Below are 20,978 nucleotides of genomic sequence, written 5' to 3'. Positions count from 1 at the left end.
CCCGGGAACCCGGGAACCCCGCGTCAAGCACCCAGCGCCACGAAGGCCTCGGCCGTACGCCGGGTGGGCAGGGTCCGATCGTCCCGGTAGAGATCGTTTCGTGCGCCCGCCAGTGCCCTGGCCAGGCTCGCCCCGCCGGAGAGGCGGCGGTGCATCGCGGTCATCAGGGGCACCGCCTGCGCATCGGCCACCGGGACCACGCTGGCCACCACCCCGGTGCTGCCGCCGGCCACCAGCGCCCCGACGACCCCCAGCAGCTCGTCGGCGCCCGCCGGTGCTCCGACCGCTGAACTGCAGGCCGAGAGCACGACCTGGTGGGGGGTGCGCTGTACCTGTTCCAGGTCGTAGCCGGTCAGCGGTCCATCGGCGAGCTCGATGGCCGAGAACAGCGGACTGTCGGCGCGCAGGGTGCCGTGCGCGGCGATGTGCACCAGACGGGCGCCGTCCATGGCTGTGGTGACAGCGTGGACCGTGGCGGCCGACCCGGTCAGCACCGTCGCCTCGGGGTAGAGCTCGGCCAGGGCGTCGATCTCGTCCCGGGCGGCGCCGAGTCTCGGACCTCCGACCAGGACCACGCGGTCGGTGGCCGGAGGATCGGCGGTCAGGGCGCGCAGCCACACCGTGGCTGACGGTGCCACCACGGTGGCGCGGTTGCGCAGCACCGGCAGCAGGCTCCAGGGCACGGCATGCAGACTGCCGGGGGGTGCCAGGACGACGTCCTCGCCGCGGATCTGCTCGGCGACATCGCCGAGCAGGGCCGTCTGCAGTCGTCGGCCCAGCCCTTCGGCGTCCATCGGCCGCCGTGCGGTGCCGGAGATCTCGCGACGCAGGGCGAACAGCAGGTGGTCCAGCTCGCGCCGGGCCGCGTCCGCCGGACCCACCCGGTGCAACCGAGCCGAGCCGTCCTGCACGTGGACGGCGTGCAGGGTTCCGTCGATCACGGACAGGTGCACCAACTCCGGCGCCGGCCGGGCGGCACCGGCGCGTAGGGCGGCCAACACCGTCCGGCCGGTGGCAGGGCGCGACTCGGGGGCGCCGTGCCCGGGTTGATGCAGCACGCGGGAGCGAACGCGGTCCTCCAACCGTCGGCGGTCGCGGCGCAGCGAGGGGTTGTCGGTGTCGGCGAGCCGGCGGATCGTCGCCCGCAGCGCCGTGAGCTCGGCCGCCAAAGCCGGGTCCGAGGGCGGACGCACCGGGGGAGTGGCCAGCACCACGGCCCGCCAGCGCTCGCTCCAGGTCAGCACCGATTCGGGATCACCGAGCTCGATCGCTCGGCGGAGCGCCAGCGTGGCCAAGGCGGCGCCCTGAGCCGTGGCCGCGCTGCGCAGTTCCGTGGCACCGAGCGTGCTCAGGTGGGTGTCGAGCACCCTCAGGCCGGCGGCGCAGGCTCGCAACAGACCCGGCCCGTCGTCCGCGGCGGCCCGCAGCGTGGCACGGGCCAGCCACCCGGTCACCTGGGCGCTGGTGGGTGCCCGGCGTGGGGGCACCGCGGCGAGCAGTTCGGCCTGGGCCAACCGGGGACGGCGTTGGGCCAGGGCGAGTTGACCGGCCAGCAGGTGCGCCGCGCCGGCCAGCTCGACGTCCCGGCCGTCGACGCTGCGGGCCAGGCCGACCGCGCGGCGCAGCAGGGCGGGTTGCCCACGGGCATCGTCGCCGGCCAGTTGGGCCTGCAGCAGCACCAGGCGCACCTCGGTGGCGGCATGCGGATGACTGCTGCGGCGGTAGTGGATCAGGGCCTTCTCGGCGTGCCGGGCGGCGGTGTCCGGGTCGCCGTCGGCGAGCGCTGCCTGGGCCGCGGAGCGGTGAAGCGCTGCCGTACTGGCTGCCGAGCCGGAGTACTCGACCACGTCGGCCAGGGCGTGCTCCGCGGTGACGACGGCCTCCCGGGTCAGCCCGGCGGCCAACAGCACGGCGCTGCGATTGATCGCCAGATCGGGTTCGACCACCTCGAGACGGGCGAACAGTTCCCCGGCCAGGTGGAGCATGCGCAGCGCCCGGGGCAGGTCGCCCTGGGCATGGGCCGCCAGCCCTCGCTCCATGCGGACGTAGGCGTACTCGGCGTGTTGCCCACTGATCAGGAAGAGCTGCTCCGATCGGGCATGATCGCGATCGGCTCGCCCGGCCTCGCCCAGGGCCAGATGGAACATCGCGCGGTGATTGAAAGCCCTTGCCTGCCAGAGGGTTTCATCGCGTCGCAGCAGTTTGACGGCCTCGCGGGCATCGGCCAGCCCCTGGTGATACCGGCCGATGAGCCAGAACACGTGAGCCCGGCGGATCAGGATCCGGCCCCGGGTGCGGCCGCTGCCGGCGGCCACGGCGTCGTCCAGGGCGGTCAGGGCGGGTCGGGTGCGTCCGGCGAGCGCCAGGGCGACGCCGAGACTCGAGGTGACATCGAGGACTCGCTCACTGTCGCCGGCTGCCTCGGCCCAACGACGAGCCCGCCGCAATTCGGTGATCGATTCCTCGATGGCCCCGTAGTGGCGGAACACGACGCCGATCGTCTGGTGGGCGGCACTGGCCAGTCGCGCCTCCGGTCGGCCGGCGAGCACTTCACGAGCGGCCACCAGGGCACTCGACGGGTCGGCAAGGGCCAGGGCCAGCAGCTGCTCGGGATCGGTCGTGGTCGAGGCGCCGCTGATCGGTGTGGGGTGAGTTGGCATGGTTCATTCCGCTTGCGTTGATCGTCACGACACGATGAGATGACGATCTCAGTCGATGATCGACGGTTTCCCTGGAGGCCCACCATGGCGGATCCGCGCGAGAATGACCAGGTCGAGCTGATCCTCGCCGCCTTCGAGGGCGACGTGGTCGCCCATCCACCGAACTGGCGTGATCCGGATCAGACCCTGGCCTATCTCTACCGGCCGGACACCGTGATGGCGCGAGCCGAGGACGCCGGTGTGGTGGGTGAGGCCCTGAGCGCCCTGGACGCCGAGCCTCGCCGGCTGGACGATTCGCCGGTCTCGGGGGTGGTGGCGTTCCGGATCACCGTGCCCGACCGTCACCGGGAGAACCGCCGGGGCCTGGTCGGGCTGCTGGACGAGGTCAACGATCGCCTCGGCCGGCCGATCGCCCGGCCGGAGCACCTGCTCTACGTCTGTGGTCATCCCTGCCCGGCCACCGAGCCGGAGGAGGTGCACACCGACGTCGTGACGCCGACGGTGCGATTCACCCGGCCGCCGACCGCCTGCTGCGGTTCGGCCACGTGCGGCTGCGGACCTGCTGCCGCCGGGTGGGGGATGTCGATCCTGGCGGTCGACACCGGCATCGACCGTCAGACCGTCGAGCAGTGGCCGTGGACCCATGGGGTCGAGGGCGATCCGGACCCGGGGGTGCGCACCGGGCCGCAGGCGGACGAGATCCTGCCCTACGGCGGCCATGGCACCTTCGTCGCCGGGTGTGCCCGGGTGGTGGCGCCGCGGGCCGACGTGTTCGTCAGCGACGCCCTGGTCGTGGCGACCGGCGCGGCCTACGAGCGCGACATCGTCGCCCAGATCCAGGCGCGGCTCGACCAGCAGGTGCCGGATGTCCTGGTCTACACCTTCGCCACCAACACCTACGGCGATCAGGGTCTGGTGTCCTTCGACGTGCTCTACGAACAGCGCCTGAGGCACCTGAAGGGCCTGGCGATGCTCGCCCCGGCCGGCAATGACGGCTGGTCCTACCCGATGTACCCCGCCGCCTATGACTGGGTCACCGGCGTGGGGGCGCTCGAGCCGGACTGCGCCTCGATCGCGAGCTACTCCAACCACGGACCGTGGGTCGATGTCTACGCCCCGGGCACCGACCTGGTGAACGCCTTCTCGACGGGTCGGTTCACCTGTGTCGAGGACCCGTTCAAGGGCGATCGACGGTCCTTCACCGGCCTGGCACGCTGGAGCGGCACGTCGTTCGCCACCCCGTTGGTGGCGGGAATGGTCGCCGCCAGGGCGTCCGGCTGCCAGATCAGCGCCGCCACGGCGCTCAAGCACCTGTTGGTCGAGGCGCGGTTGGTGCGGGTTCCCGGGGTGGGACCGGTGCTGGTGCCCTGATCGGCGGATGATCACCGGTTTGACCCTGCCAAGGGTGCTCCGTACGCTGTCCGTTGGTGTGTGCGAGGTTCTCGCCCGCTGTGGCCTGGTCGCTCGAGTCGACCGGGGCGTCTGTATGACCGGAGTTCACGCGAGTTCCACGCGAGAGAGTGAGTACCAGGTGTACGCGATCGTCCGCGCCGGTGGCCGGCAGGAGAAGGTTGCCGTCGGCGATGTGCTGAACGTCGACCGGCTGGACGGCGAGCCCGGCTCGACCGTGAAGCTCACCCCCGTGCTGCTCGTCGACGGGTCCACCGTCACCAGCGACGCCGATGCGCTCGCCAAGGTGAGTGTGACCGCCGAGATCGTCGAGGCCTCCAAGGGTCCCAAGATCGTCATCATGAAGTTCAAGAACAAGACCGGGTACCGCAAGCGTCAGGGCCACCGGGCCCAGCTCACCCGCATCAAGGTCACCGGCATCTCCTGACGTCAGAAAAGGGCTGAGACACCATGGCACACAAAAAGGGCGCCAGTTCCTCGCGGAACGGGCGTGACTCGAACGCGCAGCGCCTGGGCGTCAAGCGGTTCGGCGGGCAGGTCGTCGGCGCCGGCGAGATCATCGTGCGTCAGCGCGGCACCCACTTCCACCCGGGCGAGAACGTCGGCCGTGGTGGGGACGACACGCTGTTCGCGACCGCGTCCGGCGCTGTGGAGTTCGGCACCAAGCGGGGACGCCGCGTCGTCAACGTGGTGCCGGCGGAGTAACGCCGGTTCTCGACTCCGTGAAGGGCGGGCCGGTCAGCCGGTCGGCCCTTCACGCATGTCTGGCTGTGGCGTGGAGAGTAAGGCAGTTCGATGACCACCTTTGTGGACCGTGTGGTGCTGTACCTGGCCGCCGGTGACGGCGGCAACGGCTGCGCCTCGATCCATCGCGAGAAGTTCAAGCCGCTCGGCGGCCCCGACGGCGGCAACGGCGGTGATGGCGGCGACGTGATCCTGGTCGTCGACCCCTCGGTGACCACCCTGCTCGACTACCACCACTCGCCGCATCGCACCGCCCCTGCCGGCAAGGCCGGGCAGGGCAGCAACCGGGCCGGGGCCAGCGGCAACGATCTGGTGCTGCGAGTGCCCGACGGCACCGTCGTCAAGAGCATGGACGGCGCCGTGATCGCCGACCTGCTCGGCGCCGGCACCCGCTTCGTCGCCGCGGCCGGCGGCAAGGGCGGGCTGGGCAACGCCGCGCTGGCCTCCACCCGGCGCAAGGCACCCGGATTCGCCCTGCTCGGCGAGCCCGGCGCGAGCGGCCAGGTGGTGCTCGAGCTCAAGACCGTGGCGGACGTCGCGCTGGTCGGCTACCCGAGCGCCGGCAAGTCCTCGCTGGTGGCGGCCCTGTCCGCGGCCCGACCCAAGATCGCCGACTACCCGTTCACCACCCTGGTGCCCAACCTCGGCGTGGTCGATGCCGGGGGCACCCGCTACACCGTGGCCGACGTGCCCGGCCTGATCGAGGGCGCCAGCACCGGCCGGGGCCTGGGGCTGGAGTTCCTGCGCCACGTCGAACGGTGCTCGGTTCTGGTCCACGTGCTCGACTGCGCCACGCTCGAGCCCGGCCGCGACCCGCTGAGCGACCTGGACGTGATCGAGGCCGAACTGGCCGCCTACCCGGTCGAACCCGGCGCGGTGCCGTTGACCGAGCGGCCGCGGATCGTCGTCCTGCACAAGATCGACGTACCCGAGGCCCGCGAGCTGGCCGAGTTGGTGCTGCCCGACCTGGTGGCCCGCGGCGAACAGGTCTACCTGGCGAGCTCGGCCAGCCACGAGGGGCTGCGCGAGCTGTCCTTCGCGATGGCCCGCCGGGTCACCGAGGCCCGCGCGGCTTCTGCACCGGCCGAACCGCCCCGCATCGTGTTGCGGCCCAAGGCCGTTGACGACAGCGGCTTCACCGTGGCCGCCGAGAACACCCCGGACGGCGTGCGCTACCGGGTGCGCGGCGTCCGGCCGGAACGCTGGGTGCGCCAGACCGACTTCAGCAACGACGAGGCCGTCGGCTACCTCGCCGACCGGCTCGCCCGTCTCGGCATCGAGGACGCGCTCTACGACGCCGGGGCGGTGGCCGGTGACGAGGTCGTCGTCGGCGACGACGTCACCGGGGTGGTCTTCGACTGGGAGCCGACCCTGATCTCGGCCTCCGGCGTGATCGCCTCGCGCCGAGGCGAGGACGTGCGGCTCAGCGCCGGCAGCCGGGCCACCCGCGAGGAGAAGCGCGAACGCTACGCCGCACGGCGCGAGGCCAAGAGCGATGCCCGGGCCGAGCTGGCCGCCGAGCGCAAGGCTGGGGTGTGGACCGACCCCGCCGAGGCCGGCCAGACCGGTACGGCCGGCGAGGGGACCACGGAGCCCGGGGAATGACCCGGCGTCTGCTGGCCGGTGCCCACCGGGTGGTGGTCAAGGTGGGCTCGTCCTCGTTGACCACGCGCGAGGGCGGCCTGGACCCCGATCGGCTGGACGCGCTGGTGAGCGTGCTGGCCCACCGCCGGCAGGCGCCGTCCGAGGTGGTGCTGGTCTCCTCCGGTGCCATCGCCGCCGGGCTGGCCCCGCTGGGGCTGAAGCGCCGTCCGCGAGACCTGGCCACGCAGCAGGCCGCCGCCAGCGTCGGCCAGGTGTTGCTGGCCGCCGCGTACGCGAATTCGTTCGCCCGGCACGGGTTGCAGGCGGGGCAGGTGCTGCTGACCGCGGACGACGTGATCCGGCGCAGCCACTACGCCAACGCCCGCCGCACGCTCGACAAGCTGCTGGCGATGGGCGTCGTCCCGGTGGTCAACGAGAACGACACCGTGGCCACCCACGAGATCAAGTTCGGCGACAACGACCGGCTCGCGGCGCTGGTGGCCCACCTGGTGCAGGCGGACGCGCTGGTGCTGCTCTCGGACGTCGACGCGCTCTACGACGGGCCGCCATCGCGCGAGGGCACCTCACGGGTGCCCCTGGTGCGAAGCCGGACCGATCTGGCCGGGCTCACCATCGGCAAGACCGGTGCGGCAGGGGTCGGCCTGGGCGGCATGGTGACCAAGGTCGAGGCAGCTCAGATCGCCACCGAGGCAGGCATTCCCACCCTGCTCACCTCGACGACCCTGGCCGGGCCGGGACTGGCGGGCGAGGACGTCGGTACCTGGTTCAGGGCACAGGCGCCGCGGCGTCCGGCGAGTCGGTTGTTGTGGCTGGCCCACGCGGCGCAGGCCGAGGGGCGCCTGGTGCTGGACGACGGCGCCGTTGCCGCGGTGGTCGAGCGGCGGATGTCGCTGCTGCCCGCGGGGGTCACCGGGGTCGAGGGCACCTTCACCGCCGGTGACCCGGTCGACCTGACCGACACCACGGGGCGCATCGTGGCGCGCGGCCTGGTCAATTTCGACGCCGTCGAGTTGCCGGCGCTGCTCGGCCGTTCGACTCGTGAACTCGCGCGAGAGCTCGGTTCGGGGTACGAACGTGAGGTCGTCCACCGCGACGATCTGGTCCTGGTGGCGACATCTGCGCCAAAGAGGTGACGCGAGGCGATGACACCTGCTGGACTGGGTCCGTGACTACCGGCGACGACCAGCCGCTCGCAACCCTGACCCCGTTGCGGGGCATTCCGCTGGGTACCTCCCGACGTGCTCAACGCGCTGCGCACCGGCGCGAGGAGCCGGCGCTGTGGTTCGTCACCATCACGGTGAGCGGCACCCGGATGAGCGCCGACGAGGTGCGGCAGGGCTTGGAGCGCCTCAGCGAGGAGCAGCCGTTCCTGGTCTCGGCGGCGTACGCCAGCAGCCGGGCCGAACTGCGCTACTGGGACGAATCGGTCGACATCGAGGGCGCTGTCGCCCAGGCGTTGCGGATGTGGAGCGAGCACCAGGAGACGGCGCAGTTGCCGGCGTGGACCGTGGTCGGTCTCGAGGTGGTCGACCGGGACACCGCGCGTCGTCGCTGGCAGGAGCCGGTACGGGCGCAGGTCGGTGAGCTGGGGGAGATCCGCCCGTTGGAGGGCGGCGACAGCTGAGCCCGGCTGCCGGCTGAGCCCGACTCGGCGCGTCTGACCGTAGGCTGTGGCCATGACTCTGGCCGACACGCATCTGATGCCGCGTGACCCGCACGCGGACGGTGTCCGCGAGGCCGTCCTGTCCGTGTGCGCCCACGCCCGCGAGGCGTCCCGGGCGCTCGCCGGGGCGTCGAGGGCACGCAAGGACGAGGCCCTGGAGGCCATCGCCACCGCGCTCGAGGCCGGCTCGGCCGAGATCCTCGCCGCGAACGCCGCCGACCTCGAGCGGGGTCGGGCCGACGGCCTGGCCGAGGGTCTGCTCGACCGGCTGCGGCTGGACGACGCCCGGATCGCGGCGATCGCCGCTGCGGTGCGGCACGTGGCCTCACTGCCCGATCCGGTGGGCGAGCTGGTGCGCGGCTCGACGCTGCCGAACGGCCTGCAGTTGCGCCAGGTGCGGGTGCCGATGGGTGTGGTCGGCATGATCTACGAGGCCCGCCCGAACGTGACCGTCGATGCCGCGGTGCTGGCCCTCAAGAGCGGCAACGCCGCCGTGCTGCGCGGCGGATCGGCGGCGCTGCAGACCAACACCGTTCTGGTGCAACGTATTCGGGACGCCCTGAGCTCGGTGGGGCTACCCGCCGACGCCGTGGCCTCGATCGATGCCCACGGCCGGGACGGCGCCACGCACCTGATGCGGGCCCGCGGGCTGGTCGATCTGCTGGTGCCGCGCGGCGGGGCGGGCCTGATCCGGTCGGTGGTCGAGAACGCCACCGTGCCGGTGATCGAGACCGGCACCGGCAACTGCCACGTCTACATCGATGCGGCGGCCGACCTCGACCAGGCGCTGGCGATCACGGTCAACGCCAAGACCCGGCGCACCAGCGTGTGCAACGCCGCCGAGACCCTGCTGGTGCACACCGAGGTGGCGCGCTGGTTCCTGCCGCAGGTGCTGACCGCCCTCGCCGAGCGCGGGGTGCGGTTGCACGTCGACGAGCCCAGCGCCGTCCTGGCTCGTCAGGCGGGGGTGCCGGCCGAACTGTTGTTCCCGGCCACCGACGAGGACTGGGCCACCGAGTACCTCGACAGTGACCTCGCCGTGGGCGTCGTGACGTCCCTGGATGCGGCGATCGACCACATCCGGCAGTGGTCCTCCGGGCACACCGAGGCGATCGTGACCACTGATCTGCGGGCGGCCGACCGGTTCGTGGCCGAGGTCGACTCGGCGGTGGTGGCCGTGAACGCCTCGACCGCGTTCACCGACGGCGGTGAGTTCGGGCTCGGGGCCGAAATCGGCATTTCCACCCAGAAGTTGCATGCGCGTGGTCCGATGGGCCTGGCCGAGTTGACCTCGACCAAGTGGGTCGTGATCGGTGATGGCCACACCCGCCCGTAGCGAGTTGTCGTTCGAGGAGAAGCGTCGCGTGGAGTCGCACGAGGTCCGTCTGCTGACCGAGGTGGAGGACCGCCACTGGTGGTACGCCGAGCGTCGTGAACTGTTGCGCCGGGCCGTGACCGGCATGACCCCGGGGGATGCCCTCGACGTCGGCGCGGCCGGCGGCGGCAACACCCGGGTGCTGCTCGAGCACGGCTGGCGGGCGGCGGCGCTGGAGTACGGCGCCGAGGGCGCGCGGGTGTGTGCCGAGCGCGGCATCACGGTGCTGCGCGGTGATGCGACCGCGCTGCCGCTGGCGCCGAACAGCCTCGACCTGGTGGTGGCCTTCGACGTGCTCGAGCACCTGGACGACGACAAGGCCGCCGCGGTGAGCGTGTTCGAGGCGTTGCGTCCGGGCGGGACGTTCCTGGTCGCCGTCCCGGTCGACATGCGGCTGTGGTCGGCGCACGACGAGTCGGTGGGGCACGTGCGGCGCTACGAGCGCACCGAGCTGACCGACCTGCTCACCGGCGCCGGCTTCGTGCTCGAGGACGTGCGCAGCTGGATGGTGCTGTTGCGTCCGGCGGTGGCGTTGCGCCGGCGCTTCGGCGGCGCGAACGGCTCGGACCTGGACGACCCGCCCGCCTGGATGAACCGCATCCTGGGTGCCGTGGTGGCCGCCGAGCGTCACCTGCCCGTGGGCTCGCTGCCCGGGGTCTCGTTGTTGGTGCGGGCGCGCAAGTTCGCCTGAGGCGTCCCCACGCCCCGGGTCTCCCACCCCGGGCGTCACAGCCACCCCGCCCTCCAACCCACCCCCGGCCCACAACCCACCCCCGGCCCACAACCCACCCCCGGCCCATGATCACCGTTAGATCGCAGTTTGCTCCGGCTGAAGCGGTGGAAACTGCGATCTAATGGCGATCACTGACAAGGAGCCCAGGATGACGAGGTCCGGCGTCGAGATCGCCTGTGAGCTGGCCGAGTTCGGTGCACGCATGGTCGCCGCTCGCTACCGACGCGAGCACCCCGACGCCGAGGACGCCGCTGTTGAGTCCGCGGTGCGGGCGTGGTGGTCTGATCGTCCGGGTGCCCCACTTGGTGACGGTGTGGGCGTCGTCCGCGTCATGCCTTCGTGATCGCGCTCGAGGCCGCCCTGGCGCGGATTGCCGAGTCTGTTCGAGAAGTCGGGTTCCGGTTCGCCCTGGTTGGCGGGCTCGCGGTATCGGCCCGAGCGCAACCTCGACTCACGCGTGACGCAGACCTGGCCGTGGCCGTCGAGGACGACGCCGCCGCGGAGCATCTGATCCACGGACTGTTTCGCCGTGGGTACGCGGCGGGATTGTTCGTCGAGCAGGAGTCCACCGGGCGCTTGTCGACGGTTCGACTGACCCATCCGGCCGACGGTGGGCTCGTGGTGGATCTCTTGCTCGCCTCGTCGGGAATCGAGACCGAGATCGTGCACGCAGCGGATGACCTCGCGATCACCGACGGCCTGACGCTGCCCGTGGCGTCGATCGGCCATCTGATCGTCATGAAGTTGCTTGCCCGCGATGACCGCCAGCGGCCCATGGATGCCGACGACCTCCGCGCGTTGGCCGAGGAGGCGACCGAGGGCGATTGGATGGTGGCGACGTCGGCCGCTGCCCTGGTGACAGCCCGAGGGTTCCACCGCGAGCGTGACCTGGGTGCGGCTCTGCGTGATCTACGCGAGCACGGCGCCTATTGATCACCGTTAGATCGCAGTTTGCTCCGGCTGAAGCGGTGGAAACTGCGATCTAATGGTGATCACTGACGAGGAGGCGGGGATGGCGAGGCGAAATCAACGAATCGTCCACGCCGTGATGGCCATTGTTCTCGGGACACTGGCCATGTCTGCCGCAGTGGGGCACCCGCTCGTGGACGCTGGCACGGCCTGGTTGTCGATGGCCGTCGTCGCGATGGCCTGGTTGATCGTGACCGTCGTCAGGTCCCGCCGCGGCAGCAGGCAATAGCGTCCCCGTCCCACCCACGGCCCATGATCACCGTTTGGGATACAGAATGCGGTGTTTTGTCGCGAAACTGGATTCAAGACGGTGATCATGGTTGAGGGCTGGTGGTGATCACTCGCCGAGGTCGTCGTCCAGGGAGTCGTGGGCGATGAAGTACGAGGGACGCCCCTGCATCTGGGTGTAGAGGCGGCCGACGTACTCGCCGAGGATGCCGACACACAGCAACTGGACGGCGCCCACCCCGGCCACGGCGACGAAGGTCGAGGTCCAGCCGGGCACGACCCGGCCGCTCAGGTAGGCCAGCAGCGCGTAGCCGAACAACAGCGCGGTCAGGACGGCCCCGCCCAGGCCCGCCCAGGTGGCCACCCGCAGCGGGGCGATCGAGAAGCCGGTCAGGCTGTCGACGGTCAGCCGGATCATGCGCGAGATCGGGTAGTGGGTGGCGCCCGCGGCCCGCGCCTCGCGGCGGTAGCCGACCTCGGCCGAGGGGAATCCCAGCGCCGGGATCACCAGCCGCAGCACCCGGTTGTGTTCGGGCAGGCTGTTGACGGCCTCCACCGTGGCCCGGCTCATCAGGCGGAAGTCGCCGGCGTCCGCCGAGACGTGGTTGCCCACGGTGGCGCGCATCAGGCGGTAGTAGGCGCGCGCCGTCCGGCGTTTGAACACCGAGTCGGTGCTGCGGTCGGTGCGGACGCCGTAGACCACGTCCACGCCGTCCGTCGTGGCGCGCACGAGCATGTCGCGCAGCACCTCGGGCGGGTCCTGCAGGTCGGCGTCGAGTGAGGCCACCCACTCGCCGCGGCAGCGCACCAGACCTGCCGACAGCGCGGCCTGGTGGCCGGCGTTGGCCCGCAGCCGGACGACGCGCAGCTGCGGCCAGTTGCGCCGTTCCTTGACCAGCAGGATCGGGGTGGCGTCGTGGCTGCCGTCGTCCACGGCGAGCACCTCGTAGTCGGTGAGCAGGCCGTCGCTCACCATGCCGTCGAGCACGGGGCGCAACCGGGCTGCGAAGAGGGGCAGGACGTCCTCTTCGTCGTACATCGGGACGACGACGCTCAGCTCGACCGGTTCGCGCACCGGCCGGGCCGCAGGATGCCCGGCGTCGTCCATCGTGGTGTGGTCCTTCCCTCGTTCGCGTCACGGCCGGGTGCATCGCACGCGACCGCCCCGACATGACAGACTGTGCGCTGCCCCTGCCGGAAGCCTAGCCCGCGCGGGAAACGGTTCGAGAAGGGATCGAGGCGCCATGAAGTTGGCCGAAGAGGTCGTCAACGAACTGCCGATGGACGCGATGTGGTTCGGCCTGCTCGCGTTGGCTGTGTTCGCCCTGTTGCTCGCGGTCACCTTGGCGTTCCGCTCGGTGGCCCACCGCCACGACCCGGCGGCGTTCGTCGCTCACGGTTCGACCGGCGCGCAGGGGACGGGTAGCCACTAACCAGTGGTCAAGCCCACCCGGCTCGGGGTGATGGGTGGCACGTTCGACCCGATCCACCACGGCCACCTGGTCGCCGCGAGCGAGGTGGCCGCGGAGTTCGACCTCGACGAGGTCGTGTTCGTGCCCACGGGCCAGCCGTGGCAGAAGGCTGACCGCGAGGTCAGCCCGGCAGAGCATCGCTACCTGATGACCGTGGTCGCCACGGCGTCCAACCCGCGGTTCACCGTGAGTCGGGTCGACATCGACCGACCCGGTCCGACCTACACCATCGACACCCTGCGTGACCTGCAGAAGCAGCGCGGCCGGGGCGGACCTGTTCTTCATGACCGGTGCCGATGCGCTGGCGCAGATCCTGTCGTGGAAGGACAGCGACGAGCTGTTCGAGCTGGCCCATTTCGTCGGGGTGACCCGGCCGGGGCACGTGCTGAACGATGCCGGGCTGCCCGCCGACCGGGTCTCGCTGATGGAGGTGCCGGCCATGGCGATCTCGTCCACGGACTGCCGGGATCGGGTGGGGCGGGGCGAACCGGTCTGGTACCTGGTGCCGGACGGTGTCGTTCAGTACATCGCCAAATACGGGCTGTATGCCCCTGGTTCGCCGTCGACTGTTGGGGAAGGGTCCATTCGGTGAGTGCTTCGGAGCGGGCACGGGAGCTGGCCGTCGCGGCGGCGCTCGCGGCGTCCGACAAGTTGGCGTCCGACGTGGTGGCGCTGGACGTCAGCGAGCAGTTGGTGATCACCGACGTGTTCCTCCTCGCCTCGGCGCCCAACGATCGGCAGGTGCGCGCGATCGTCGACGCGGTGGAGGAGCGGCTGCTGGGCCTGGGGGCCAAGCCGCTGCGCCGCGAGGGTGAGCGCGAGGGCCGCTGGGTGCTGCTCGACTTCGGCGAGATCGTGGTGCACGTGCAGCACACGGATGAGCGGCAGTACTACTCGCTGGAGCGGCTGTGGCGTGACTGTCCGCCCCTCGAGCTGCCCGTGATGCCGCGCAACCCGAGCCAGTGAGCGCTCGACGGCTCGTTTTGCTGCGGCACGGGCGCACGGCGTCCAATGCCGAGAACCGGTTCCAGGGCCACCTCGACGTCGAGCTGGACGACGTGGGGCTGGCTCAGGCGGCCGTCGCGGCGGCCCACCTGGGCGAGCTGTTGGCGGACGCCGCGGCGCGCGGCGCCGTCCGGGTGGTCTCCTCGGACCTGTCTCGGGCACGACAGACGGCCGAGCCGCTGGCCAAGGCGCTCGGCGTCGACCTGGAGCTGGACGACGCGCTGCGCGAGCGGGACGGCGGGGCGTGGCAGGGGTTGTTGCGTGACGAGATCGAGCGGCGCTTCCCGGACGAGTACGGCCGCTGGATGGCGGGGGAGGACCTGGTCATCGGCGGCGGGGAGTCGCTGGGGCAGTGTTGGGTGCGCTGCGAGGGCGGTATCAGTCGGCACGCCGAGGCGATGACCGGTGAGGCGGACGGCGGCACGCTGGTGGTGGTCTCGCACGGGGCCTCGATGCGTGGGGCGATGCTGCGGCTGCTGGGCCTGATCGGGCGGGGGAGCAGCGCCGAGGAGGTCGCGCGCGACCTGGCGCTCTACCGGACGTTCGACGGCTTCGGGAATGCCCATTGGGCCGAGCTGGGGGTGCGGCGCAGCGGCTGGGTGCTGGAGCGGTTCAACCTGAGCGCGCCGGACGCGCCGGCGTCCTGACCGGGCCTGACCGGGCGAGTATCGATTTGGAGTCCGGAGGGGAAGTCGGGATAGACTCGCTCCGCTCCACGGGGCTGTAGCGCAGTTGGTAGCGCACCTCCATGGCATGGAGGGGGTCAGGGGTTCGAATCCCCTCAGCTCCACAACGAGAGAAGCACCCGGACACGATGTTCGTCCGGGTGCTTCTCTCGTTAGCGAACGGAGTGATTCGAGGAGGAGCGGAGCCGGAGCGACGGAGCCCCCTCAGCTCCACCGCATTTTCTGCAGGTCACAGGCCCTTCACCCGGATCGAGTGGAGAACCTGAGTGGCACTGTGGGGCACAGTGTGGGCAGAGCGTGCCAGCAACGGTGGGGCACCGGCCGAGCGTGCCGTCAGTTGCGTCCCTGCGGTTGTCCGACGGCGTCCGGTTGGAGGGTGTCGAGGAGTACACGAGGCTGGGGCGTTCGGGTCTGCAGGTCAGCCGGGTCGGGCTGGGCTGCATGAGCTACGGCCAGGCGGGCGCTGGTCTGCACCAGTGGACGCTGGACGAGGAAGCCGCCGCGCCGCTGTTTCGGCAGGCGGTCGAGCTGGGCGTCACGTTCTGGGACACCGCGAACGTCTACCAGTCAGGTACGTCGGAAGAGTTCGTCGGCCGCGCAGTCACCCGGTTCTCCCGCCGCGAGGACATCGTGCTGGCCACCAAGGTGAGCGGCCGAATGCACGACGGGCCGGGCGGAGGTGGCCTGTCCCGCAAGGCGATCCTCGAGCAGGCAGACGCGTCCCTGCGACGGTTGGGTACGGACTACGTCGACATCTACTACGTGCACAGGTTCGACGACCAGGTGCCGGTCGAGGAGACGATGCAGACCCTGGACGACCTGGTTCGCGCGGGCAAGGTCCGCTACCTGGGCGCGCCTCGTCGATGTGGGCGTGGCAGTTCGCCAAGCTTCAGCATGCCGCCGCCTGAACGGGTGGGCAGTTCTCGGCGATGCAGGACCAGTACAACGTCCTCAAACGCGAGGAGGAGCGGGACATGATCCCGATGTGCCTCGACCAGGGGGTCGGACTGACCCCCTACTCTCCGCTCGCCAAGGGCCGCGCCGCGCGCCCGTGGGGCGAGCAGACCGCCCGGTCCTCCACGGACACCGTGGCCAAGGCGTTCGACCGGGACGTCGACAAGCCCGTGGTGGACGGCGTCGAACAGATTGCAACTGCCCGCGGTGTGCCGATGGCGCACGTCGCTCTGGCCTGGGTGCTGTCCAAGCCGGTCGTCGCCTGCCCGATCGTGGGCGCCACCAAGCCCCATCACCTGCAGGACGCCGTGGCAGCGCTCGACCTACGGCTCAGCGCGGAGGAGATCGCAGACCTCGAGCGGCCATATGCCGCGCAGGACAACTTCTGGTGGTGAGCCTCCGTTCGGCACGGGTGCCCACGACGCCAGGCCGGCACCCCTCGGCGTGACGGCCGAGGGTTCAGCCGGGTGTCGTCCCATGTCGAGTTCCGAGCGGTCGATGGGACGGAGACCAGGTGTCCACGGGCGTCCGAAACGATCTTGGTCGGAGGCCCGTGTCATGTCCTCGATCAAGCTCAGTGGGTCGAGGAGGAGCGGAGGGCGGGGACACGGCAAGCACGGCTTGCTGTCACGCGACCTCCTCGGGCACGGCGGTCTCCTGATGTGCCGGAGCGTGTCGACGATGACCTCGACGTCCGCATCGCGGAAGAAGTAGTCGGGGCCGGTTGGGGCGTGGTCGGTGTAGGGGGACTCGAAGAGGCGCTGTGGCTCCATGACGCCGTTCCTGGTGAGCTCGTCGACGATCAGATTGACGAAGCGGACCTGCTCGACCGAGAACTGGGTGTTGTCGAGGTAGTGCTCGAAGGCCTCGGTGGCTGCGGAGCGGTCGAGGCCGACCAGGCCGCGCACGAAAAGGCCGAGTCCGCCGGTGTGCGCGGTGGCCCAGGCGATGTCGACCTGCTGGCCGCCGGAGGCGATGAGCATCTGCTCGAGCTCGGTGAGGTCCTCTGGGGTCAGTTGCCTGTTGCGGCGCAGGCGTTCGAGAGCCAGCTTGTCGAGATGTTCCTTGAGGTAGGCCTCGGCTTTCGATCGGAAGCGCTCGAAGTTGGTCCCGGGCGTCACACCGGGCAGAACCACCTCGACACCCTCGCTGAGGGTGTCTTCGAAGTCGCTGTAGACGGGGTTGCGGGCAGTCCTCTCGATGAACCGGACGAGGCTGCGGATGCGCAGACGAGCGAGTTCGAGCATCGGCAGGGTCACGTCGATCCACCACTCGTCCCCCGCCACCGCCTCCAAGAGGACAGCCTGCTGGGCGACGGACGGGATCGACGTCTTCCCCAGGAGTGCGGAGGCGATGGTCTGGATCGTCTCGCGGAGCCAGCTCGGCGAGGCCCACATCCCCGTCGAGCTGAGCGAGTTGGCGGCGTAGCACCATGAAGTCGAATTGCTTGGCAGCCACGTCGTCGTCGCGGGACCGACGAGGGCAGGCCGGCCAGGGCCAGGGCGCCATGGGCGTCCGCGGGCGTGAGGGTCCTCCACGTATCGGCGTCGGTGAACTTCTCGACGACGCGGCGCTGCTTGCGGACGACGAAGTTGTCGAGGTTCATCCCCGCAACAATCTCGTGCAGGATCGCCGTGGTGGAGGTTCGTAGGTCTGGTTCGGCGTCACCGAGAGCGGTGACGAGCGCGAGTCGTGCCTCGAAGAGACGTTGGGAAAGCGACTTCTGGATCTGGCCCTCGGAGCCGGGGAGGTTCTGGCTGAAGAAGTCGAGGTTGCCGCAGAAGTCGAAGACGAGGAAGTCCTCCTTGTCCCTGCCCGGACCGTAGAGGTCCGGGCACAGGCGCGTCCCGCGTCCGATCATCTGCCAGAACTTCGACTTGCTGTGGACCATCTTGAAGAAGACAAGGTTTACGACTTCGGGTACGTCGATGCCGGTGTCGAGCATGTCGACGCTGATGGCGATATGCGGGGCCTTGTCCTTGACCGAGAAGTCGTCGATCAGCGTCTGGGCGTACGGCGTGCCGTGGGTGATGACCCGGGCGAAGTGACCAGCGAGTTCGGGGAAGGCGACGTTGAAGCGCTTCTCGATGAACTCGGCGTGCTTCTGGCTCTTGGCGAAGATGATGGTCTTGCCGATCCGGTCGCCGCCGGCGACCGTGTAGCCCTGGGTCATGAGGGTTTCGAGGACCTTGTCAACGGTGTCCTCGTTGAACAGGAACCGGTTGATCTCTTCGGCGCCGACCTCGGCCGGCGGACCATCCTCACCCCAGTCGAGGACGTCCCACTGGTCCTTCTCTTCCTCGGTGAGGTCGTCGTACTTGATGCCCGACCGCAAGAACTGGGTGCCGACGCTGATGCCCTTGGCGGCACCAGATAGCCGTCCTCGACCGCCTCGTCGAGGCTGTAGGCGTCAGTGGGTACGCCGTCCTCGAGGTGGAACAGCCGGTAGGTGTTGTGGTCGACCTCGTCCTTCGGGGTGGCGGTCAGGCCGACGAGCATCGCGTCGAAGTAGTCGAAGACCGCCCCGTACTTCGCATACACCGAGCGGTGGGCCTCGTCGATCACGATCAGGTCGAGGTAGCCCGGCCCGAAGCGCCTGGTGCCGTGGTCCATCTCGTTGATGAGGTTCATCATCGTCGGGTACGTCGAGACGTAGACGCGTCCGTCGGTGACCTTCTTCTCGGTCACCAGGTTGACCGTGGTGGAGCCGGGCAGGTGCGCCGTGAACGCGTTGGTGGCCTGCTTCACCAGAGCGGTGCGGTCGGCGAGGAACAGCACGCGTTGGACCCAGTTGGCCTTCTGCAGAAGGTCGACCAGCGCGATGACGGTGCGGGTCTTGCCCGAGCCGGTGGCCATCACCAGCAGGGCATCGCGCTGCTTGCGGTCGAAGGCGTCGCCGATCGCCTTGATCGCCCGTACCTGATACGGACGCCCGGCGATGTCGGTGTTGACGGCCGCAGCCGACAATGGCAGCCGAGTCTCTCGGCGCTGGATCAGCAGCTCCAGCTCAGCGCGCGTGGAGAAGCCCTGCACTTCACGCGGTGGGTAGCCACCGGCGTCGTCCCAGATCCGGTGTTCGTACCCGTTGGTGTAGAAGATCACGGGCCGGCGGCCGAACTGAGCCTGCAGGCAGTCGGCGTAGAGCTTGGCCTGCTGTTGGCCCACCTCGGGCGACTTCGAGGTGCGCTTGGCCTCGACCACGGCCAGCGGCAACCCATCGGCGCCCCACAGGACGTAGTCGACGAAGCCCTTGCCCTCGGCGTTCGGCATGCCGGTGACTTCACCGCGGTCACGTTCGTGATCGAGCGGCCAGCCGGCCTCGTGCAGCAGTACATCGATGAACAGGTCTCGCGCCTGCGCCTCGTCGTAGTCACGGTCGTCCGGTGCGACGAGTGCCTGGGCAGCGGCGATCTGCGCCCTCAACTGGGCGATCTCCGCCTCGTGGGCGGCGAGCCGGTCGTCCTTCTCCGCCAGTGCGGTCGCGTGAGGCTCGTCCTGGGCCTTGAACCTCGCTGCGAACCGGACGACGTCCTCACGCGACAGCGGCGCCGCCGTAGCGGCGAGCTTCGGGTCGAACTGCGCCTGCAGCGGGACCACGCCAGGGTTGGGGGAGTGGTGGTAGGACACCCACACCACGACGTGGAACAACTCGCGCAGCACGGCGAGCGAGACATCGGGCCGGATGGTGCGGTTCTCATGGACGGCGGTGTTCGCCATGCGCCGGATGGCGGTCAGCTTCTGCGTGATGCCCTGCGGCACTGTGGCTTTGAACGCGGCATCGCTGATCTTCGCCGCCAGGTCGTCGCGATACGGCGCCCGCAGCGACAGGACGTCGTACAGGTAGCCGACCACCTGTTCGACCACGCGCCTGGCGTAGAAGCACGCGGATCGCGGGTCAGAGGCGAGATGCGACCCAGCCCGGACGCAGTCCTGGTGAATCGACGGCAGCGTCTGCTGGACGAAGGTGAAGTTGGTCATCCTATCTATCCTGTCAATCCAACGTCGGCAACATATGGCGATGAGTCGGCTGAGCTACTCCTCGATTGCGGCCAACGCCCTTCGATCTCTCTGAGTTGAGAGCGCGGATGTAATGATCTCGGTGCAGGAGACCGTACGGTCTTCTGCGTGTCGGCTGTTCGTACTGGCTGAGGGTGAGCAAGAAGTCGTTTGATGTGACCTCCCGTCGCGGGGCGAAGAAGCCTGCTCGATCCGCTCAACGCGAGTTCCAGACTCGCGGTTTCCAGTGATCGCTAACGGGCGAGCGCGTCGGGCAATCGTTCTCAGCAACTCCTGGGGCGCTTCTTGTCGAGGGATCGACCATCGGCGCGAACGTCGTAGACCACACTATCGTCGTGTCCTGCTCGGGGCCCGTCTTTGTGCAACAGAGAATGGCCGGCCGTCGCGAGAATGGTTCGTGGGAAGCGGAGGTATCCTGACTACTGCATCCAGTCTGTGATCATCTACGAGTAGTCTTGCGTAAAGCGATTTGTGCCCTCCTGTTCCCGGAACAGAACTCCCCCGGGAACGATGACGGCCGCTCGATCGCCAGGTCTGAGAAGAGTGAGCACGCGCCCAATGAAGAGCGCAGCCTTGATAGCGGACTTCACGTCGCGGTAGAGATTCGCGTCCAGCGAGAAGGCTCGATCGATTCGCTGAACGACGGGTTGGTAAACACCAAGTGAATTTCCCAACTCGCCGGGTATGGCGCCAAGGGAGTTCTTCCTAGCTGGCTATCTTGATTAATTGTCCCGCGTATGCAGGAGACTCATGATTTCCGCCATGAGTAAGCGAATGCGGGATCGTTGTCGATCCCAGAAACATCGTTCGCTGGAAGAGGCTCGCGACTAAGAGCATCCATGAACAGGTCCGGGTGCTGTTTCCGGAGGTAAGTGCAGGCTGCGACGAGGAAGCATCCTGATTCAATTGCCGGATCGGCCACGATGTCACCGGGCGGCGGGTCCACCATCTTCACGATGAGGTCGACGAGGTGACGCGGCGTGGGGAAGCCGCTGCTGCTGTTCTTCGTTGTGATCTTCGAATCAAAGTACTCGTAGGCATTTCATTGGGTCTGGTCCAGCATAGGGGACCTTTGTCGACCAGATCGATCATACGACTCGGAGCGCCCGGAGAAGGAATCGTGAAGCGGTCATCTCCCCATGGGTCGGTCGTATTCGTGGACCTGCTGCACAACTTGGACTCGAAGAGTTCAAACAATGTGTCTGGCGCGGTGTTCTTCAGCCTGACCAGCGGATCGCATCCGTCTCGGTATCGAATATCAGATTCACGAGCAGAGCCACCGTCATGTGCGCGCTTCTTCTTCGCGGCGGCGTGGAGCACGTCCATGCGTCGCACCAAGAGTAGGGCGTGATCTGCTCAAATAAGATCGTATCCATCCTCGATTCCGACCTCGGCGAAACGGACTACGGCTCGTCGACAACTTACTTGAATGCAGAGCTGGAAATCTAAGTGCTCAG

Annotated in this window: 15 protein-coding genes, 1 tRNA gene and 4 pseudogenes; 16 read left to right on the top strand and 4 right to left on the bottom strand. The window is 69.3% G+C overall.

Going from position 1 to position 20,978, the window contains the following annotated elements; all coding sequences use genetic code 11:
• Positions 1-23: 23 nt before the first annotated feature.
• A complete protein-coding gene (locus tag IPK24_16710; protein MBK8077158.1) occupies positions 24-2,660 on the bottom strand; it encodes a CHAT domain-containing protein in 2,637 nt (878 codons plus the stop codon).
• Between the two features lie 84 nt (positions 2,661-2,744).
• Here IPK24_16710 and IPK24_16705 point away from each other — a divergent pair, with 84 nt between their 5' ends.
• The 10 genes from IPK24_16705 (at position 2,745) to IPK24_16660 (ending at position 11,123) form a co-directional block, all read left to right on the top strand.
• Complete coding sequence (locus IPK24_16705) at positions 2,745-4,031, top strand: S8/S53 family peptidase (protein MBK8077157.1); 1,287 nt, start codon at positions 2,745-2,747, stop codon at positions 4,029-4,031.
• 115 nt (positions 4,032-4,146) lie between these two features.
• Complete coding sequence (gene rplU / locus IPK24_16700; protein MBK8077156.1) at positions 4,147-4,497, top strand: 50S ribosomal protein L21; 351 nt, start codon at positions 4,147-4,149, stop codon at positions 4,495-4,497.
• A 23-nt stretch (positions 4,498-4,520) separates the two neighbouring features.
• Positions 4,521-4,775 carry a 50S ribosomal protein L27 gene (gene rpmA / locus IPK24_16695; protein ID MBK8077155.1) on the top strand — a complete coding sequence of 85 codons (255 nt, stop codon included), beginning with the start codon at positions 4,521-4,523 and terminating at the stop codon, positions 4,773-4,775.
• A gap of 90 nt (positions 4,776-4,865) precedes the next feature.
• Entirely contained in the window at positions 4,866-6,419 is a 1,554-nt protein-coding gene (gene obgE, locus IPK24_16690) for a GTPase ObgE (protein MBK8077154.1), read from the top strand.
• Positions 6,416-7,552: a glutamate 5-kinase gene (locus tag IPK24_16685; GenBank protein MBK8077153.1), complete on the top strand. Its 1,137-nt coding sequence runs from the start codon at positions 6,416-6,418 to the stop codon at positions 7,550-7,552. Before obgE ends, IPK24_16685 begins: the two co-directional genes overlap by 4 nt.
• Positions 7,553-7,584: 32 nt before the next feature.
• The gene (locus IPK24_16680) at positions 7,585-8,043 is read left to right on the top strand and encodes a hypothetical protein (GenBank protein ID MBK8077152.1); all 459 of its coding nucleotides are present in this window, start codon (positions 7,585-7,587) and stop codon (positions 8,041-8,043) included.
• A 76-nt stretch (positions 8,044-8,119) separates the two neighbouring features.
• A complete protein-coding gene (locus IPK24_16675) occupies positions 8,120-9,418 on the top strand; it encodes a glutamate-5-semialdehyde dehydrogenase (GenBank protein ID MBK8077151.1) in 1,299 nt (432 codons plus the stop codon).
• 28 nt (positions 9,419-9,446) lie between these two features.
• Positions 9,447-10,148, top strand: a complete 702-nt coding sequence (locus tag IPK24_16670) for a class I SAM-dependent methyltransferase (protein MBK8077150.1) — start codon at positions 9,447-9,449, stop codon at positions 10,146-10,148.
• Between the two features lie 190 nt (positions 10,149-10,338).
• Positions 10,339-10,533 carry a hypothetical protein gene (locus IPK24_16665; protein MBK8077149.1) on the top strand — a complete coding sequence of 65 codons (195 nt, stop codon included), beginning with the start codon at positions 10,339-10,341 and terminating at the stop codon, positions 10,531-10,533.
• Complete coding sequence (locus IPK24_16660; GenBank protein MBK8077148.1) at positions 10,530-11,123, top strand: nucleotidyl transferase AbiEii/AbiGii toxin family protein; 594 nt, start codon at positions 10,530-10,532, stop codon at positions 11,121-11,123. The genes IPK24_16665 and IPK24_16660 overlap by 4 nt, the downstream gene beginning before the upstream one ends.
• A gap of 373 nt (positions 11,124-11,496) precedes the next feature.
• Here IPK24_16660 and IPK24_16655 read toward each other — a convergent pair whose 3' ends face one another.
• Positions 11,497-12,495: a glycosyltransferase family 2 protein gene (locus tag IPK24_16655; protein ID MBK8077147.1), complete on the bottom strand. Its 999-nt coding sequence runs from the start codon at positions 12,493-12,495 to the stop codon at positions 11,497-11,499.
• A 136-nt stretch (positions 12,496-12,631) separates the two neighbouring features.
• Here IPK24_16655 and IPK24_16650 point away from each other — a divergent pair, with 136 nt between their 5' ends.
• The 6 genes and pseudogenes from IPK24_16650 (at position 12,632) to IPK24_16625 (ending at position 15,899) form a co-directional block, all read left to right on the top strand.
• The gene (locus IPK24_16650) at positions 12,632-12,820 is read left to right on the top strand and encodes a hypothetical protein (GenBank protein MBK8077146.1); all 189 of its coding nucleotides are present in this window, start codon (positions 12,632-12,634) and stop codon (positions 12,818-12,820) included.
• A gap of 30 nt (positions 12,821-12,850) precedes the next feature.
• A pseudogene (locus tag IPK24_16645) lies at positions 12,851-13,451 on the top strand (nicotinate-nucleotide adenylyltransferase).
• A complete protein-coding gene (rsfS, locus tag IPK24_16640; protein MBK8077145.1) occupies positions 13,448-13,825 on the top strand; it encodes a ribosome silencing factor in 378 nt (125 codons plus the stop codon). Before IPK24_16645 ends, rsfS begins: the two are co-directional and overlap by 4 nt.
• Entirely contained in the window at positions 13,822-14,511 is a 690-nt protein-coding gene (locus tag IPK24_16635) for a histidine phosphatase family protein (GenBank protein ID MBK8077144.1), read from the top strand. The genes rsfS and IPK24_16635 overlap by 4 nt, the downstream gene beginning before the upstream one ends.
• A gap of 70 nt (positions 14,512-14,581) precedes the next feature.
• Positions 14,582-14,654 (top strand) — tRNA-Ala (locus IPK24_16630).
• Between the two features lie 337 nt (positions 14,655-14,991).
• Positions 14,992-15,899: pseudogene (locus IPK24_16625) on the top strand (aldo/keto reductase).
• Positions 15,900-16,163: 264 nt separating this feature from the next.
• Here the strand turns inward: IPK24_16625 and IPK24_16620 are convergent.
• Both IPK24_16620 and IPK24_16615 read right to left on the bottom strand, forming a co-directional pair.
• A pseudogene (locus tag IPK24_16620) lies at positions 16,164-19,482 on the bottom strand (DEAD/DEAH box helicase family protein).
• Positions 19,483-20,269: 787 nt separating this feature from the next.
• Positions 20,270-20,560, bottom strand: a pseudogene (locus IPK24_16615) (N-6 DNA methylase).
• Between the last annotated feature and the right edge of the window lie 418 nt (positions 20,561-20,978).

It is taken from the genome of Kineosporiaceae bacterium (assembly GCA_016713225.1).
Lineage (GTDB): Bacteria > Actinomycetota > Actinomycetes > Actinomycetales > Kineosporiaceae > JADJPO01.
This window is presented reverse-complemented; position numbering and strand designations above follow the sequence as displayed.

Coding starts and splice junctions, on each gene's coding strand:
- IPK24_16710 (MBK8077158.1), bottom strand. CDS start 2,660: ATGCCAACTCACCCCACACCGATCAGCGGCGCCTCGACCACGACCGAT.
- IPK24_16705 (MBK8077157.1), top strand. CDS start 2,745: ATGGCGGATCCGCGCGAGAATGACCAGGTCGAGCTGATCCTCGCCGCC.
- rplU (MBK8077156.1), top strand. CDS start 4,147: ATGACCGGAGTTCACGCGAGTTCCACGCGAGAGAGTGAGTACCAGGTG.
- rpmA (MBK8077155.1), top strand. CDS start 4,521: ATGGCACACAAAAAGGGCGCCAGTTCCTCGCGGAACGGGCGTGACTCG.
- obgE (MBK8077154.1), top strand. CDS start 4,866: ATGACCACCTTTGTGGACCGTGTGGTGCTGTACCTGGCCGCCGGTGAC.
- IPK24_16685 (MBK8077153.1), top strand. CDS start 6,416: ATGACCCGGCGTCTGCTGGCCGGTGCCCACCGGGTGGTGGTCAAGGTG.
- IPK24_16675 (MBK8077151.1), top strand. CDS start 8,120: ATGCCGCGTGACCCGCACGCGGACGGTGTCCGCGAGGCCGTCCTGTCC.
- IPK24_16665 (MBK8077149.1), top strand. CDS start 10,339: ATGACGAGGTCCGGCGTCGAGATCGCCTGTGAGCTGGCCGAGTTCGGT.
- IPK24_16655 (MBK8077147.1), bottom strand. CDS start 12,495: ATGGACGACGCCGGGCATCCTGCGGCCCGGCCGGTGCGCGAACCGGTC.
- IPK24_16650 (MBK8077146.1), top strand. CDS start 12,632: ATGAAGTTGGCCGAAGAGGTCGTCAACGAACTGCCGATGGACGCGATG.